This is a genomic window from Synechococcus sp. A15-44, assembly GCF_014280115.1.
Classification (GTDB): Bacteria; Cyanobacteriota; Cyanobacteriia; order PCC-6307; family Cyanobiaceae; genus Parasynechococcus.
In genome coordinates this window covers 1,571,775-1,587,995 of record NZ_CP047938.1, presented here as the reverse complement: position 1 = coordinate 1,587,995, position 16,221 = coordinate 1,571,775, and the positions used below count along the sequence as shown (strand labels likewise).

19 protein-coding genes are annotated in these 16,221 nt (G+C 63.8%); 9 read left to right on the top strand and 10 right to left on the bottom strand.

The annotated features are described in order from the left end of the window. The 3 genes from SynA1544_RS08935 (at position 1) to SynA1544_RS08925 (ending at position 2,476) form a co-directional block, all read left to right on the top strand. Positions 1–342, top strand: coding sequence for a phosphomannose isomerase type II C-terminal cupin domain (locus tag SynA1544_RS08935; protein WP_186513105.1), 342 nt, complete (start codon positions 1–3; stop codon positions 340–342). 104 nt (positions 343–446) lie between these two features. Further along, a complete protein-coding gene (locus SynA1544_RS08930; protein ID WP_186513103.1) occupies positions 447–2,228 on the top strand; it encodes a DEAD/DEAH box helicase in 1,782 nt (593 codons plus the stop codon). After that, positions 2,228–2,476 carry a hypothetical protein gene (locus tag SynA1544_RS08925; RefSeq protein WP_186513101.1) on the top strand — a complete coding sequence of 83 codons (249 nt, stop codon included), beginning with the start codon at positions 2,228–2,230 and terminating at the stop codon, positions 2,474–2,476. The genes SynA1544_RS08930 and SynA1544_RS08925 overlap by 1 nt, the downstream gene beginning before the upstream one ends. A 20-nt stretch (positions 2,477–2,496) precedes the next feature. On the opposite strand, the gene SynA1544_RS08920 is transcribed toward SynA1544_RS08925, so the two are convergent. Beyond that, positions 2,497–2,691, bottom strand: coding sequence for a hypothetical protein (locus SynA1544_RS08920; protein WP_186513099.1), 195 nt, complete (start codon positions 2,689–2,691; stop codon positions 2,497–2,499). A gap of 197 nt (positions 2,692–2,888) precedes the next feature. Between SynA1544_RS08920 and SynA1544_RS08915 the strand changes: the two genes are divergently transcribed. Next, positions 2,889–3,176, top strand: coding sequence for an RNA-binding protein (locus SynA1544_RS08915; protein ID WP_011364605.1), 288 nt, complete (start codon positions 2,889–2,891; stop codon positions 3,174–3,176). A 3-nt stretch (positions 3,177–3,179) separates the two neighbouring features. On the opposite strand, the gene SynA1544_RS08910 is transcribed toward SynA1544_RS08915, so the two are convergent. After that, positions 3,180–3,374 (bottom strand): hypothetical protein, encoded by a 195-nt coding sequence (locus SynA1544_RS08910; RefSeq protein WP_186513097.1) that lies wholly within the window; start codon positions 3,372–3,374, stop codon positions 3,180–3,182. 101 nt (positions 3,375–3,475) lie between these two features. Between SynA1544_RS08910 and SynA1544_RS08905 the strand changes: the two genes are divergently transcribed. The 3 genes from SynA1544_RS08905 to SynA1544_RS08895 all read left to right on the top strand — a co-directional run bounded on the left by SynA1544_RS08905 (position 3,476) and on the right by SynA1544_RS08895 (position 8,406). Continuing rightward, the gene (locus SynA1544_RS08905; RefSeq protein WP_186513095.1) at positions 3,476–5,233 is read left to right on the top strand and encodes an ABC transporter ATP-binding protein; all 1,758 of its coding nucleotides are present in this window, start codon (positions 3,476–3,478) and stop codon (positions 5,231–5,233) included. A gap of 62 nt (positions 5,234–5,295) precedes the next feature. Further along, positions 5,296–7,395, top strand: coding sequence for a cation:proton antiporter (locus tag SynA1544_RS08900; RefSeq protein WP_186515524.1), 2,100 nt, complete (start codon positions 5,296–5,298; stop codon positions 7,393–7,395). A gap of 66 nt (positions 7,396–7,461) precedes the next feature. Further along, entirely contained in the window at positions 7,462–8,406 is a 945-nt protein-coding gene (locus SynA1544_RS08895; RefSeq protein ID WP_186513093.1) for an LCP family protein, read from the top strand. Here the strand turns inward: SynA1544_RS08895 and psbP are convergent, their stop codons facing one another. Continuing rightward, positions 8,407–8,964, bottom strand: coding sequence for a photosystem II reaction center PsbP (gene psbP, locus SynA1544_RS08890; protein ID WP_186515523.1), 558 nt, complete (start codon positions 8,962–8,964; stop codon positions 8,407–8,409). Positions 8,965–9,095: 131 nt separating this feature from the next. On the opposite strand from psbP, the gene recR reads away from it, so the two are divergent. Continuing rightward, a complete protein-coding gene (gene recR / locus SynA1544_RS08885; RefSeq protein WP_186515522.1) occupies positions 9,096–9,671 on the top strand; it encodes a recombination mediator RecR in 576 nt (191 codons plus the stop codon). Continuing rightward, positions 9,668–10,567, top strand: a complete 900-nt coding sequence (lipA, locus tag SynA1544_RS08880; protein WP_186513091.1) for a lipoyl synthase — start codon at positions 9,668–9,670, stop codon at positions 10,565–10,567. Before recR ends, lipA begins: the two co-directional genes overlap by 4 nt. On the opposite strand, the gene SynA1544_RS08875 is transcribed toward lipA, so the two are convergent. The 7 genes from SynA1544_RS08875 to cdaA all read right to left on the bottom strand — a co-directional run bounded on the left by SynA1544_RS08875 (position 10,552) and on the right by cdaA (position 16,199). Continuing rightward, positions 10,552–11,049, bottom strand: coding sequence for a hypothetical protein (locus SynA1544_RS08875; RefSeq protein WP_186515521.1), 498 nt, complete (start codon positions 11,047–11,049; stop codon positions 10,552–10,554). The two genes, lipA and SynA1544_RS08875, sit on opposite strands and share 16 nt — an antisense overlap. 34 nt (positions 11,050–11,083) lie before the next feature. Further along, positions 11,084–12,055, bottom strand: a complete 972-nt coding sequence (locus tag SynA1544_RS08870; protein ID WP_186513089.1) for a DUF952 domain-containing protein — start codon at positions 12,053–12,055, stop codon at positions 11,084–11,086. A 48-nt stretch (positions 12,056–12,103) separates the two neighbouring features. Continuing rightward, positions 12,104–13,087, bottom strand: coding sequence for a rhodanese-related sulfurtransferase (locus SynA1544_RS08865; protein ID WP_186513087.1), 984 nt, complete (start codon positions 13,085–13,087; stop codon positions 12,104–12,106). A 65-nt stretch (positions 13,088–13,152) separates the two neighbouring features. Continuing rightward, on the bottom strand, positions 13,153–13,323 hold the full coding sequence (locus SynA1544_RS08860; RefSeq protein WP_186515612.1) for a hypothetical protein: 171 nt from the start codon (positions 13,321–13,323) through the stop codon (positions 13,153–13,155). A gap of 274 nt (positions 13,324–13,597) precedes the next feature. Further along, complete coding sequence (gene bioB, locus SynA1544_RS08855; RefSeq protein ID WP_186513085.1) at positions 13,598–14,593, bottom strand: biotin synthase BioB; 996 nt, start codon at positions 14,591–14,593, stop codon at positions 13,598–13,600. Continuing rightward, positions 14,590–15,372 (bottom strand): isoprenyl transferase, encoded by a 783-nt coding sequence (locus SynA1544_RS08850; RefSeq protein WP_186513083.1) that lies wholly within the window; start codon positions 15,370–15,372, stop codon positions 14,590–14,592. The genes bioB and SynA1544_RS08850 overlap by 4 nt, the downstream gene beginning before the upstream one ends. Then, the gene (gene cdaA, locus SynA1544_RS08845) at positions 15,369–16,199 is read right to left on the bottom strand and encodes a diadenylate cyclase CdaA (RefSeq protein ID WP_186513081.1); all 831 of its coding nucleotides are present in this window, start codon (positions 16,197–16,199) and stop codon (positions 15,369–15,371) included. Before cdaA ends, SynA1544_RS08850 begins: the two co-directional genes overlap by 4 nt. Positions 16,200–16,221: the final 22 nt, after the last annotated feature.

The following is a 16,221-nucleotide window of genomic DNA, read 5'->3' as shown; positions in this document are numbered from 1 at the left end:
ATGCGGGTTGAGCGTCCCTGGGGCTGGTACGAATCGCTGACCCAGGGGGACAACTATTTGGTCAAACGGCTGCTGGTTCGTGCCGGGCAGCAGTTATCCCTGCAGCGGCATCGTCATCGCAGCGAAAGTTGGACCGTGGTGTCCGGTTCAGGGGCTCTGCTCTGCGGAGAGACCTGGCACGCCGCCAGCGCGGGCGTCATGCTCTCGATCCCCTGCGGCGCTGTGCATCGCGCCCGTGCAGACGGTTCAGATCTGCTGATTCTGGAAGTTCAGCACGGTGATGATCTACGGGAAGACGACATCGAACGGCTGCAGGATGATTACGGCCGGGTGATAACTTGATGGCCAACCTTTGAAGCGTAGGCAACACAACCAGAACGCAACTCTTACGTTGCAAGGAGGTTGTGAGCCTGATTTCAGAGATCAATCAGGCGAAGCCACCTTTCATGACTGAACAGCAACAGCAGCGCGATGATTCCGCCTGCGCAGTGGATCTTTCTGCGTCAGACCTGCCTGAATCCAACACCAATGCTGAGGTGTTCACCACCACCATCACTTCGGCTGAACCGGAATCAGGTTTCGCCGGTTTTGGTTTCAGTGAGGCCCTGCTCCGCACCCTGGCGGATAAGGGATACAGCGAACCTTCCCCCATTCAGAAGGCGGCCTTCCCCGAGCTGATGCTCGGCCGCGATCTGGTGGGTCAGGCCCAAACCGGCACCGGCAAAACAGCAGCCTTTGCCCTGCCGTTGCTCGAGCGTCTCGAGAGCGGCCAGAAAACACCCCAGGCCCTCGTGCTCGCCCCCACACGGGAGCTGGCGATGCAGGTGGCCGAATCGTTCAAGGCTTATTCCGCCGGCCATCCCCATCTGAAGGTGCTGGCGGTGTACGGCGGCACGGATTTCCGCTCCCAGATCAGTACCCTCAGGCGCGGGGTTGATGTGGTGGTGGGCACTCCCGGCCGGGTGATGGACCACATGCGTCAGGGCACGCTCGACACCAGCGGTCTGCGCAGCCTGGTGCTCGATGAAGCGGACGAAATGCTCCGCATGGGCTTCATCGATGATGTGGAGTGGATCCTCGATCAGCTGCCTGAGCAGCGTCAGGTGGTGCTGTTCTCCGCGACCATGCCTCCGGAGATCCGGCGACTGTCCAAGCGTTATCTCAAGGACCCGGCTGAGGTGACGATCCGCACCAAGGATCAGGAAGGCAAGCGGATCCGCCAGCGTTCGATCACGGTGCCGATGCCGCACAAGCTCGAAGCCCTGCAACGGGTTCTCGACGCCTGTGGTGGTGAGGGTGTGATCATTTTTGCCCGCACCAAGGCGATCACCCTCACCGTGGCCGAAACCCTTGAGGCGGGTGGCCATCAGGTGGCGGTGCTCAATGGCGATGTTCCCCAGAACCAACGGGAACGGACAGTCGAGCGGCTGCGCAGTGGATCGGTGGACATCCTTGTGGCCACCGACGTTGCGGCGCGGGGTCTCGATGTGGAGCGAATCGGCCTGGTGATCAACTACGACATGCCGTTCGACAGCGAGGCTTATGTGCACCGCATCGGCCGGACGGGCCGGGCGGGTCGTACCGGCGAAGCGGTTCTGTTCGTGACTCCACGGGAACGCCGTTTCATCCGCAACCTCGAGCGGGCCACGGGCCAACCGATCGAAGCGATGGAGGTGCCCGGCAACACGGCCATTAACCAGGGACGGCTGGACCGCTTGCGCAAGCGTTTGAGTGATGCGGCCCAATCGCAACGCCCTGACGCCGATGAAGCGGCCCTGCTCCAGGAATTGATGCAGCGGGTGGCCACGGAACTCGAACTCAGCCCCGAGCAGCTGGCCATGGCGGCACTTAACCTGGCCATCGGCCCCGATGCGCTGTTGCGTAAGGGCGACGACGAGTGGATTCAGAACACCCGTCGCAACGACCGCGACCGCGACCGCCATTCAGGGGATCGCCGTGAGCGGCGCGAGCGTCCGGCCCGGGCTCCTGAGGAGAACATGCAGCGCTACCGCGTTGAGGTGGGCCACCGCGATCGGGTCAAGCCGGGCAACCTGGTGGGTGCCATCGCCGGCGAGACCGGTCTGCAAGGCCGGATGATCGGCCGCATCCAGATTTTTGACAATCACAGCCTGGTGGATCTTCCCAAGGGCATGCCGGAAGATGTGTTCAACAGCCTTCAACGCCTGCGCGTGATGAACCGCGAACTGCAAATCAGCAAGGCCTCTTGATGCGTGTGCTGTTGGCCGTTGGTCTGATGTCGGCTCCCCTGGCTGCTTCAGCCTCGGACAACAGCCTGATCACCCAGTTCTGCAAAACGGCCGTTAAGGCCGAGCTTCATAGGGCTGGGACTGTTCCTCCGGAGGGAATGGTGGATGACACCTGCCGTTGTTTTCTCGCCGAGGTGCAGAACGGGGCGGGGATCCAGACGGCCCAGACCACCTGCAAGGCCAAGGCCGCCGAGACCTACGGCCTCTGATCCCCGGGGATCAAAAACCGTCAGAGATGGCTCACCTGAACGGTGGTCTCCGGCTGAAGCAGGGCTAATTTTTCCACCACCTGAATCAGCTCGATCTGCTCGCTCGGCGTGGCTTGCCGGATCAAGTTGTTGAGCAGCACAAGCTTGTCCAGCGGATCCAGTTCTCCGTCGGCGGTCCAAGCCAGGGCTTGGAAACAAAGGCTGTCGAATGTCATCTCTCTCCTGCGTCAGGGTCTTCTGACAATGGAGTGGATGGCTCGGTTGCGGGCGAGTCTTCGCAATTGCTTCTTTTTTTTGTGTTGATTCGTGCGACTGCCCTGTAACGTCATCGGGTTCAAGCTTGAGCACTGGCCCTTTCCGAGCTTTCGGAACCGGCTCAAGCGACTGAGCACGTTCAACGGTTCCACGGTCCATGACCATCTACATCGGCAATCTTTCGTTCCAGGCGGAGCAGGAGCACCTCTTCGATCTATTCAGTGAGTACGGCGAGGTCAAGAACTGCAGCCTGCCCCTGGATCGTGAGACCGGCCGCAAACGCGGTTTCGCCTTCGTCGAAATGGTCAACGATGCCGATGAGCAGAAAGCCATCGACGATCTTCAGGACGTGGAGTGGATGGGCCGCATGATCCGTGTCAGCAAAGCCACCCCTCGGGAGCGCTCCGGCGGCCCCCGTGGTGGTGGTGGCGGTTACCGCGGCTGAGGCTCAGGCCTCGGCCTCCATCAGGTCCAATTCCATTTCACGCAAGCTCAGCCGACGCAGCACGCCATCGCTGCAGTTGGTTGAGCTTTCCTGATGCTCACGGGCGTCCTGGAACTGGGGCAAGACAGCCCGCAGTCCGCGGCGTTTCTGCCGCGCCAGGTAGCGGTGAAAGCGGTTGAACGACCTTGATCGGCTCATGGCACCTCCTTCAGTTGTGGTTCCGTTGTAGTGCGTCTTCAGGGGTGAAAACCGTGTTGGAACGAACCCTCAGGAAAGCTTCAGCAAATCGCTCCCCCTTGATGCGGTTGTTGCGCCATCTGGCGCCGCAGCGCCGCCTGGTGGTTGCAGCGGTGATCTGCTCCCTGCTCAACAAGCTGTTCGATCTTGCCCCGCCGATCTTGATCGGCCTGGCCGTGGATGTGGTGTTGCTCAAGGAGCAATCCGTGCTGGCGGGTTTCGGTCTGAGGACCGCCGGCCAGCAATTGTGGGGTCTGGCCCTGCTCACTTTTGTGATCTGGGCGGCGGAGTCGCTGTTCGAATACCTCTACGACGTGCTCTGGCGCAACCTGGCGCAAACCACCCAGCACAGCCTCAGGCTCGAGGCCTACGACCATCTGCAGAAGCTGCAGCTGGCCTTTTTCGAGCAGGACAGCACCGGTCGCCTGATGGCGGTGCTCAATGACGACATCAACCAGCTCGAACGGTTTCTTGATCGGGGTGCCAACCAGATCCTGCAGTTGATCACCACGGTGCTGGTGGTGGGCATCGGCATGGCGATGGTGGCGCCGGAGGTGGCCCTGTTCGCCTATCTGCCGATTCCGGTGATTCTCTGGGGGTCGCTGCATTTCCAGCGCCGGCTGGAGCCTCGTTATCGGGAGGTGCGGGCCCGGGCTGGCGACCTCGCCTCCAGGCTCGCCAACAACCTGGGGGGGATGCTCACGATCAAGAGCTTCACCGCTGAGGCTCTGGAGCTGGAGCGCCTGCGGGCGGAAAGCCTGGCCTACCGCCAGAGCAATGCCCGGGCGATTCGTCTCTCGGCGGCCTTCATTCCCTTGATTCGCTTCGCGATTCTGTTCGCCTTCCTGGCGATCCTGTTAATCGGTGGGTTCAAGGCCCTGGCCGGGGAACTGCCGGTGGCCACCTACAGCGTTCTGGTGTTCATTACCCAGCGGCTGCTCTGGCCGCTAACCGCCATTGGCCGCACCCTCGATGAGTACCAGCGCTCGATGGCCTCCACGCAACGGGTGCTCGATCTGATCGATACGCCGGTGTTGATCCAGGGAGGAACGGTGCCGGTGGATCCGCAACGGCTGCGGGGTGAGATTCGCTTTGAAGCGGTGGATTTCGCCTATGCCGGCCGATCAACGCTGCTGAAGGGTTTCGATCTCACCGTGCCAGCGGGATCGACCCTGGGCATCGTCGGGGCGACGGGGTCTGGCAAGAGCACCGTGGTGAAGCTGTTGTTGCGGCTCTATGAGCGCAATGGCGGACGCATCTGTCTGGATGGGGTCCCCATCGACACCCTGCAACTGCAGGACCTGCGCCGCTGCATCGCCCTGGTGAGTCAGGACGTCTACCTCTTCCACGGCACCGTGGCCGAGAACATCGCCTACGGGGTCGCGGATCCCGACCCGGTGGCGATTGAGCAGGCCGCTCGCCTGGCGGAAGCCGCTGGATTCATCGACGCCTTGCCCCAGGGGTACGACACCCTGGTGGGGGAGCGGGGGCAGCGCCTATCGGGCGGGCAACGCCAGCGCATCGCCCTGGCCCGCGCCATCCTCAAGGACGCGCCGGTGCTGGTGCTCGATGAAGCCACCGCAGCAGTGGACAACGACACCGAAGCTGCGATTCAGCGCTCCCTGGCGCAGATCACCCAGCAGCGCACCACCGTGGTGATTGCCCACCGGCTCAGCACGGTTCGCCATGCCGACTGGATCGTGGTGATGGACCAGGGCCGGATTGCGGAGCAGGGCTGCCACGACAGCCTGGTGGCCCAGGGCGGGATCTACACCAACCTCTGGCAGGTGCAGGCCGGCGAAGGGGTTATCGCTTCCTGAAGCAGCTGTTGTTGCCGTGAGATCTGGCGACCATGCTGGGTCCGCAAGCCGGCGGTGCAGCCATGGCCATGCAGGCCTCGATCAGCCATGTCATGCATCACCCCCTCGGGGTGTTCTCACTGTTGGTGGCGATCAGTGCGGCGGTGCCGCCGCTGATCCGGCGGCTGGGTCTTCCCGACCTGGTGGGGTTGCTGGCGGCGGGCGTGGTGGTGGGTCCCCACGCTTTGAACTGGGTCGACAGCAGCAGCGAAACGGTGCGGCTCCTCTCCGATCTCGGGGCGGTGTACCTGCTGTTCACGATGGGTCTTGAGATTGACCTCGAGGAGTTCAACCGGGTCAAGCGCCGCTCGTTCATCTATGGCCTGCTGATTCTGTTGATCGGCGTGGGCACGGGCGTGTCGATCGGCCTGATGGCGGGCTTCGCCTCGGTGTCGTGCCTGTTGCTCGGCGCCCTGATGGCCACCCACACCCCTTTGGGTTACCCGATCGTGCGCAGTTATGGCGCCCAGAAGGATGAGTCGGTGGTGGTGAGCGTGGGCAGCACGATCTTCACCGACATCGTGGCTCTGCTGCTGCTGGCGGTGGGTCTGGGGCTGGGTCAGGGCAGCCTCAGCGGGCTGGGCCTGGGCCTGCTGCTGCTCAAGATCGGTGGCTTCGCTCTGGTGGTGGTGATTGGCATCCGCTGGCTTGGCCGGCGCCTGGTGCTGCGGGGCATCAGCGATGAAAACCGGATGGTGCTCGCAGTTCTGGTGGCCCTGTTCCTGGCGTCCCTGGGGGCTGAGCTGGCCGGCGTCGAGAAGATTGTCGGCGCCTTTCTGGCTGGTCTGGCGGTGAATTCCGTGCTGCCCGAGGGCCGGGTGAAGGAACAGGTGATTTTTGTGGGTGGGGTGTTGTTCATCCCGATCTTCTTCATCGACCTGGGATTGCTGCTGGATCTGGGCAGCCTTGGCGACAGCCTGGGCAACTTTCAGTTCACTGCGCTGATGCTGGTGGGGGCCATCGGCGGCAAGGGTCTGGCGTCCTGGCTCAGCGGACGACTGTTCGGTTACCGCCGCGCCCAGATCCTGATGATGTGGTCTCTGACGATGCCCAAGGTGGCGGCGACCCTGGCCACGGCCTTCATCGGCTACCAGGCGGGTCTGCTCAATCAGACCGTGCTCAACAGCGTGCTGGCGGTGATGGTGGTGACGGCCACCCTCGGGCCGATCCTCACCGAGCAATCGGTGACACGGCTCAAGGATCCCAGTCCCGACGCGGTTCCTGTCAGCTTCGGTGAGGAGGCTGCGGTGCTGGATGGGGTGAATGAAGTGGTGCAGCGTCCCCTGCGCATCGTGGTGCCGGTGGCCAACCCCAGCACCGAGAAGGGGTTGTTGAGCATGGCGGCCCGCCTGGTGCAGGGCTCATCGGGGGCTGAAGGGTTGCTGCTTCCCCTGGCAATGGTGAATCCCAGCCTCGAAGAGATGCGCGGTGGTTTGAACCGGGCCGTTGCGGCAGCGCGCGGACGCCTCAGCACAGCGGAGAGCATCGGTGCCCAGTTGGCGGTGCCCACCCGCAGCCTGCTGCGGCTGGATGAAGACATCGCTGGTGGCATGAGCCGCACGGCCTTGGAACAGGCTGCGGATCTGTTGCTGATCGGTGCAGCCCGCAGCGATCAACTCCGGGCCTGGCTGATGGGCGACATCGTCGATGGGGTTTGTCGCACGGCCCACTGTCCGGTGGTGGTGGTGAACCTGGGCCGTGAGACCGATAGCGGCCTGGGCCGGATCCTCGTTCCGATCAAAGACCTCTCCGCCAGCGCCCGCGAGCAGTTCGAACTGGCGCTGCGGGTCATCAATTCAGCCCCGGAGGCTCAGCGCGTTCGGATCACCCTGCTGCATGTGCACGATCCCCGCTTCAGCGGGCAGGACCGTCATTGGATGGAACAGCAGTTGATCCGCTGGCGCCCGCCGGGCATCCCTGAGGAGCGGTTTCACATCGTGATCGTTCGGGGGCCCGGCATCGATGGAGCCATTCATCGCCTCAGCCGCGAACACGACCTGGTGATCCTGCGCACCCAGCGCAGGCGGGTGGCCGGTCTGCCGATTCCCGGCAGTGATCGCACCAGCAAATTGATCCGCCAGCTCCCCTGCGCCTCGATGGTGATCAGCGATCCCTTGGTTTAACGGAGGGCTGCGCCCCCCTACCGGAGACGGGACGAGCACGCCAAAATGCTGCATAGCGTGTGTTCCATGCCACAAGCCCCCCCTGCTAAGGCGTCCTCCGAGGCCATGAACTGGCCGGTGGTTGCTGCTGTGGTGGCGGGTCTCAGCGGTGGTTTGATCCTCTCGGTTCCCCTGAGCCGGTTGATCACGGCGCCATCCAGCACGGCAGATGAACCCTTCGCGTTGCCTCAACCTGCGCCGCTGGCCAACCCTTTTGCAGGTTGGACTGGCTTCGGGGCCAGGGAGGTGGTGGTGCTGGGCCGGGACCGCTCCGGTAGCAACACCGATGTGATCTTCACGGTGCGGGTGGATGGCACCACCACCTCGATCACCCAGATCCCCCGCGACAGCTACATCGATGCCGAGGGCTTCGGTGGCATCAAGCTCAATGCCTTAATGGCCTACGGCGGTGTGGAAGCGGTGGAGCGGGAGTTGTCCCGCCTGATGAACCGCCCGATCCGCCACCACATCGTGGTGCGCCTGGATGCGATCGAAACCCTGGCCAACCTGGTGGGGGGCATCGAAGTGGACGTTCCCAAGCGCCTGTATTACGTCGATCGCAGCCAGAACCTGGTGATTGATCTGCAGCCAGGCCCTCAGCTGTTGAAGGGCAAGGATCTGGAGGGTTTTCTGCGTTGGCGCAACGATGGCCGCGGCGATTTTGGACGGCTGGAACGGCAGCAGCTGGCGCTGAAGGGGCTGTTTGAGCAGATGAAACAACCGCAGAATCTGATCCGCTTGCCGGCGTTGATCACCGCTGCGGGCCAGGCCTTGGAGACGGATCTGGGGCCGATGGAACTGGGTGGATTGATCACCGCCATGGGCACAACCGATCTGCAGGCGTCCAGCCTGAAGGCTGTTCCATTCAACGCCGATGGCATCAGTTATCTGGACACGGAGTGGCCGGCGACGTCGAGAAGTGGCGCCGATGCTCGTGACGCCAGTGGGGGGGGCTTCCGCTTCCTGTTCTGATCAGATCAGCAGGGTCAGTGAGCGCACCACCCGGCCGCAAAGGTCGCCAACCTTGCCCCAGCGGTCTTCGTTGACGCTGGTGGCCAGGGTGTAGAGCCGGCCGCGGTCCACCACGACGGTTGCAAGCTCGTGGCGGTCGCGGTCTTCCAAGTGCACGGCGTATTCCAGGTCGTAGAAGGTGTGGCCATTCACCTCACGTTCCTGCGCTTCCACCAGCTCAGCGGTGCGGCCGCTGCCGGCGGTGGCGATCACTTCACGGCGCAGGCGTTCGCCAACGGCAACGGCGCTGCCCAGTGCACTCAGCTCGTTGTCTTCGTTCACCTTGTTGATCATCAGGCTCACGGTTTCATCGCTGTGGATGAGGTCGTGAAACACCACCCGGGGTCCGTTGCTCACCTGCACCTCGGTCCAACCGGTGGGATAGAGGAAGGCGAAACGGCCATCCGGGCTTTGGTACGACTGCAGCCCTGCCGTTGGTCCCGCTGCGCAGGCCCCCAGCACCAGAGCCAGAACGCCGCAAACGATCACGCGACTCAGAGACTGGAGGAGCTGCATCATCGGGGCGATCAATCCACGGGCCATTCTGCCGTTGTGGCCTGATAGTCGTGGCCCCTGTTCCGGCAGATGATCTCCGCAACTCCTACATTTCCCGCATCGGCGGCAGACCCCTGAGCGGCTTCACCAAACCGTTGGCTCGACTGATTGATCAGTTCGAGCGTCTGCCCGGCATCGGCCCGCGCACGGCCCAGCGGCTCGCGTTGCATCTGCTGAACCAACCGCAGGAGCAGATTCATCAGTTCGCTGACGCTTTGCTGGCGGCCCGCACCCTGGTGGGCCAGTGCCAAACCTGTTTCCACCTCTCCGCCGATCCCGAATGTGAGATCTGCCGCAACCCCGAGCGCCGCAATGGCGTGATCTGTGTGGTGGCGGATTCCCGCGATCTGTTGGCGCTGGAGCGCACCCGCGAATTCCAGGGGCGGTACCACGTGCTCGGTGGTCTGATCTCACCCATGGATGGCATTGGTCCGGAGCTGCTGCACGTCACCGAATTGGTGCAGCGCATCACCAATGAGGAGATCAGTGAGGTGATTCTGGCCCTCACCCCCAGCGTGGAAGGGGACACCACCAGCTTGTATCTGGCGCGGTTGCTCAAGCCCTTCTGCTCAGTGAGCCGAATCGCCTACGGCCTGCCGATGGGCAGTGAACTGGAATACGCCGATGAGGTCACCCTGAGCAGGGCTCTTGAAGGGCGCCGGCCGGTATGAGCAAGTACAGCGCCATCCCCCCTGCCGAGCGACTGCCGGACTGGCTGCGGCGGCCGATCGGCAACGCCTCGGAGTTGGAGCGGGTGCAGGGGCTGGTGAAGCAGAACCGGCTCCACACCATCTGTGAGGAGGGGCGCTGCCCCAACCGCGGCGAGTGCTACGCCGCCGGAACGGCGACGTTTCTCTTGGGTGGCTCGATCTGCACCCGCAGCTGTGCCTTCTGCCAGGTGGACAAGGGCCAGGCCCCGATGCCGGTGGATGCCGCCGAAGCCGAGCGGGTGGCCGATGCCGTTGAGGCGATGCAGCTCCGTTATGTGGTGCTCACGGCGGTGGCCCGCGATGATCTCGCCGATCACGGCGCCAGCCTGTTCACCAGCACCATGGCGGCGATCCGAGCCCGCAATCCGCTGATCGCCCTTGAAGTGCTCACCCCCGATTTCTGGGGGGGCGTGTCGGATCACGATCAGGCGTTGGTGGCTCAACGGGAGCGATTGGCCACGGTGCTGGCGGCCCAGCCGGTGTGCTTCAACCACAACCTGGAAACGGTGCAGCGGCTACAGGGGGAGGTGCGCCGCGGTGCCACCTATGAACGATCCCTGGGTTTATTGGCGGCCGCCCGTGAGCTGGCACCGGACATCCCCACCAAGAGTGGCCTGATGCTCGGCTTGGGGGAAAGCCGCGACGAGGTGATCGCCACTCTCAAGGATCTCCGCAGCGTGGATTGCCAACGGATCACCCTGGGGCAGTACCTGCGCCCCTCGCTTGTGCACATTCCGGTGGCCCGCTATTGGACGCCGCAGGAGTTCGATGCGCTGGCGGATGTGGCCCGCGAGCTGGGCTTTGCCCAGGTGCGCAGTGGTCCGCTGGTGCGCAGCAGTTATCACGCCGCCGACTGACGCCAGCTCCGCAGGCTGCGCTCCAGCACGGTGGCCACATCACCACTCATCAGAGCACCGGCGCCGCCCCAGACCATGCGCAGGGGCAGATCCCAGAGCGCCGCTTCCACATCGCGAGTTTTGCTGAAGCCGCGTTGGCGGAAGTAGCGCACCAGCCGGCGGTGCTGCTGCTCGTCGTCGCGGATGGCCAGCAACCGGGCCTGTGAGCAGGGGGTGGCCTCCTGGGCCCAGGCCATGGTGGCCGCCCAGACCAGATCACCCACGCCGGTAGGCGCCTTGGGCATCACCCGCATCGTGTCGAGCTGCAGGCCCGTGGCGGCGGGATAGGCCCATCCCTTCATTTCCCCAAGCAGCAGCAGGCTGCCGCTGGCGGCTTGCCGGGCCACCACCAGCCGCAGGCTCCACAGCCCAAGGGGGCGGCCCACCTGCAACCTCAGCAGCAGTCCCCGTTCACGGGCCTCGGCTTCCAATTGCTCAAGCATCGATCGGGATCTGGCCACGGTCATGGTCGTCCAGTCATGCTGCCGCGGGCATGGTGCCGAGCGAGCGCACTGCCTTAAGGGGCAGCGGCCCGTAGAGATGGGGGAACAGTTCGCCGCTGGGGATGGCATCGGCCCGCAGCGGGGCGTTCACGGCCGCGGGATCAATCTCCAGCAGCAGCACCTCGCCGGCGTCGGCATAAAAGCGCTCAAAGGTGGCCTGCACCTGCTCCTGCCAGGAGCAGTGGATGAAGCCCACCTGCTCCAACGTCATCCCCCGGGTGGAGATGCGGTAGCTGCCGCTGGTCTGGGCGGCCTGCCAGTCGGTTTTGAGAGCCAGGTGAAACAGCGGCTGATCCAGGGGCACCGCCACGGCATCGGCAGGGAAGTGGTGTTGTTGTCCCCCGGCACTCCAGGGGTCGGCCCGCTGCATCAGCCGCTCAAAGCGGGGATCCTCGAGGAAACGCTGGAGCCAGTAGCGCAGGGCCTCCAGGCTGTTGTCGTTGTCGAATCCCTCGGGATCGGCGATGCGCCACTGCCGCACGAACGGCCAGAGGGCGGCATCCGCCAGCGAGCAGTGTTCGCCCAGCAGCCAGCCCTGATCAGCGATCCTCTGGTTCCAGCTCTGAAGGATGGCCAGGCCAGCGGCGCGTTGCTCGTCTTTGTTGGTGCCGGGGTAGCGGTCGGTGTACTTAAAGCGGTCGAGATGATGTTTGAACGCGCCGTCGTTCTGCTCGATCAGCGCTGAGGCATCGCCGGCGTTGCGCAGCTCGCGAGGGTCCGCTTGATCCAGGGCCCAGTGCATCACCGATAGGCTTTCTTCGATCACGCTGCCGTCCGGCAGCACCAACACGGGAACCGTGCCCTTGGGGGAGACCGCCAACATCTCAGCCGGTTTCGCCTTCAGTGCGATCTCCCGCCACTGCACCAACAGTCCTGCCTCCAGCAGAGCCCAGCGGGCCCGCATGGCGTAGGGGCAGCGTCGAAAGCTGTAAAGGATCGGCAGCACGGCATCGGGGTGGTCCCTGGCAGGGATTGTCCGATGCGGCCTGACTGCTCAAGCCTGCTGCCGGTCGATGTTGTGTTGATCGATCTGGCGCTGATCGATCTGACGTTGCCGCATGGCGAAGCGTTCCCGGTCAGCATCGCTGAAGCGATCCACGCAGTGCAGGCACTGCACCCCTTTGATGTAGCTCGGCAGTTCGCGTTGCTGGGCTGACACCGGCAGGCCGCAGGCGTGGCAAAGGCTGTGCTCTCCAGGTTCCAGCCGGTGGTTCAGCGCCACCCGTTGATCAAAAACAAAGCACTCCCCTTGCCAGCGGCTCTCGGCCTCTGGCACCTGCTCGAGGTACTTGAGGATGCCGCCGCGCAGGTGGTGCACCTCCCCGAAACCCTGTTGCTGCAAATAGCTGCTGGCTTTTTCGCAGCGGATCCCACCGGTGCAGAACATGGCGATGCGTTTGCTGCCCTTCTGTTCGATCAGGGGCCGCAGCGTGGACTCTGCCCATTGCGGGAAGTCGCGGAAGCTTTCGGTGCTGGGGTCGATGGCCCCCTCAAACGTGCCAATCGCCGTTTCGTAGCTGTTGCGGGTGTCGATCACCAGGGTGTCGGGATCATCCACAAGGGCATTCCAGTGTTCGGGTTCCACGTAAGTGCCCACGCTGGTGCTGGGATCCACGCTGGCCACGCCGATGGTCACGATTTCCTTTTTGCGGCGGGCCTTGAAGCGTCGGAACACCGGTTTGTTGGCCCAGCTGCGCTTCACCTCGAGCCGTGCGTAGTGGTCGTCGCCCAGATCCAACGAGGCGCGCAGGTGATCCAGCACCGCATCAACAGCTGATTCCGGTCCACTGATCGTGCCGTTCACCCCTTCATGGGCCACCAACACCGAGCCGAGCACGCTGCCATTGCGGGCCAGGGTCGGCAAGCTGCTCAGCAATGTCTCCCGACGCTCGTCATCCAGGGGCGTGAAGGCATAAAACGCCGCCACCAAGAGTCGGCTGTCCTTGACCAGCACAGGCTCCAGGTTGCTCGGGTTCACGCTGTTACGGGTTTAACAGTCCTCCAGCCTGCATCAGGCCGGGTCATGCTCCCCGTGGTTCATCCTCAGGCCTTCCTGCTGATGCGCACCGATGCCGGCTTCAGGGGACAGGCCAGGGCATGGAAGGGCTTGTGCCCTCCTTCAAAGATCAGGCTTCCCATCGGTTGAGCGTTGGCGCTGTCGATCTTCATGGCTGAGCCACAGACCAGCTCGGTGTAGCTCGCCCGGGATGCCACCCACAATGAGTGTTTTGTGCAGTGTTTCCGGTTGGTGACAGTTGGGAATGTCCGCGCATTACCTGTCTGGCCGGATCTCAATAGCGGTGATGGTGGTGGCGCTGCTTGTCGTCCTTGATGGTTTCAAGGATGACCGAGAGAACAAACAGACCAAACAGCGAGGGGATGACGACGGGATCAATCACGGCGCCTCATCGAAGGGCTGTTTCCGGTCTAGCCCTGAATCCGCTCAGACTGTGTGCCAGTGGGGCGATCGTTACATGGGTGCGGCTGATCAGCCGGGAGAACAGCTGGCAGGAGCCGCCGCTTCCTCCTGCCAGTTGGCGGTGACCCCCGCATCAGCGAGGAGCTGGCGGTCGGCCTCCACATCAGGATTGCCTGTGGTGAGCAGAACATCGCCGTAGAAGATCGAGTCGGCGCCGGCCTGCAGGCAGAGAATCTGAGCTTCCCGGCTCATCGACTCCCGCCCGGCACTCAACCGCACCCGGGCATGGGGCATCAGGATCCTGGCCGTCGCCACCATCCGCACCAGTTCCAGCGGGTCAAAGGGGTCTTGCTCTTCCAAAGGGGTGCCTTCCACCGCCACCAGACCGTTCACCGGCACGCTTTCGGGATGGGGGTTCATGCTGGCCAGCACCTGAAGCATCGAGGCGCGGTCCCGCAGGCTTTCGCCCATGCCGATGATGCCGCCGCAGCAGAGGGTGACCCCGGCCTTGCGCACCCGTTGCAGGGTGTCCAGCCTGTCCTGATAGCTGCGCGTGGAAATGATTCGGTCGTAGTGCTCGGGGCTGGTGTCGAGGTTGTGGTTGTAGGCCGTCAGCCCGGCTTCGGCCAAACGTTCCGCCTGTTGATCGGTGAGCATTCCGGCGGTCACGCAGGCCTCCATGCCCATGCCGCGCACCCCGCGCACCATCTCCAGCATCGCTTCGAAGGGAGCACCGTTGCGGATTTCCCGCCAGGCCCAGCCCATGCAGAAGCGATCGGCACCTGCCTCCTTGGCAGCCCGGGCGCGCTGCAGCACCGGCTCCACCTGCATCTGGGCCTCAAATGCTGTGACGTCACTGCTGTTGTGGATCGACTGGGAGCAGTAGGAGCAGTCTTCTTCGCAGCCCCCTGTTTTCACGCTCAGCAGGGAGGCCAGCTGCACACGATAGCCCGGGTTCGCCTCCCGATGCACGGTCTGCGCCTGCCAGAGCAGCTCCATTAAGGGGAGTTCCAGCAGAGCCTGGATCTCCGCGGTGGTCCAGTCGTGGCGGATGCTGAGGGTCATGGGCGGATCGGATCAAGGCCGCCGAAGCGGCGGTTGCGGCGTTGGAAATCGAGCAGGGCGTCTTTCAAGGCAGCGGCATTGAAATCGGGCCAGAGCACATTGGTGACGTGGATTTCGGCATAGGCCAGCTGCCAGAGCAGGAAATTGCTGATCCGGTACTCGCCACTGGTGCGGATCAGCAGGTCGGGATCCTGCTCGCCGGCGGTGAACAATTCGGAGGCAATGCTGTTCTCGTCGATGCTGTCGGGATCCAGCTCCCCAGCTGCAGCGCGTCGGGCCAGGCGCTGGGTGGCCTGCACCAGCTCCCGGCGCCCCCCGTAGTTGGTGCACACGTTGAAGTGAATACCGTTGTTGGCTGCCGTTCGGGCCGTGGCGTCCGCAATCAGCTCCTGCAGTTTCGGGGGCAGGGCGTCCAGATCACCAAGAAAGCGAATCCGCACCTCTTCGGCCTCCAGGGCCTTGAGTTCGGCCTGAAGCACCCGTTCAAACAGGGTCATCAGGAAATTCACCTCCTCTCCTGGCCGCGACCAGTTCTCCGTGGAGAAGGCGTAGGCCGTGAGGGCTGGGATGCCCCAGTCGCTGCAGAGCCGCAGGGTGGACTTGAGCGCCTCGACACCGGCACGGTGCCCCATCACGCGGGGCAAGCCGCGGGACTTGGCCCAGCGTCCGTTGCCGTCCATGATCAACGCCAAGTGCTGGGGGAGCCGGCCGGGGTCAAGGTCCGCCGGCAGAAGCGAACGATCGGACGTGTCAGTGCTGGTGGCCGGAGGGCGGCTCAAGACAGCGATTCGGACGGGGCACTACCCACCGTACGTCGTGCCGGCGGCATCGATTCGGCGGTGCTGAACAACTCCTGAAGCAGCTCCTGAAGACGAGAGCTGGTGATCGGTCGTTCCAGCTTGCCTTGGTTGGCCAGGGACAGGGTTCCTGTTTCCTCCGACACCACGATGCAGATGCAGCGGTCGAAGCGTTCGGTGATGCCCAGTGCCGCCAGGTGGCGGGTGCCGAAACGGCTCACGCTGTGGCGGGACAGCGGAAGGATCACCCCTGCCGACTCGATGCGATTGCCCCGCACCAATACGGCGCCGTCATGGAGGGGCGTGTCGGCGGCAAACAGATTCAGCATCAATTCCCGACTCAGCACCGCCCCGATGGGGACGCCAGGGTTGAGAAAATCCTCAGGCCGCAGGTCGCTTCCCAGGTCAACCACGATCAAGGCGCCACGCCGCAGCTGCGACAGCCGGCCGGCAGCTTCGGTGATCTGGCTCACGGTGCCGGCTGAGGCGCGGAACTCTTTCTGGGGATTGCCAAGAAGCACCGCCAGACGACCGGTCCCCAGCAGCTCCATCAAGCGACGCAGCTCGCCCTGCCAGAGGATGGCCAGGGACAGCGAACAGGCCATGACGAGCGCGTCCACCAGTTTGGTGGTGAGGGGCAGGTTGGCGAAGCGCTGAACAAACCAGGCCATGGCCACCAGGAACAGCCAGCCCCTCAGCAACCAAAGAGTGCGCTGTTCGTTGACGCGCGAGAACAGCAGAAAGCCGATGGAAGAGGCAAAGAGAACGTCGAGCACTAGGCGCGGATCCACCACCGCCAACACGTTCACTTCGCCCTTCGCACCACTGGCT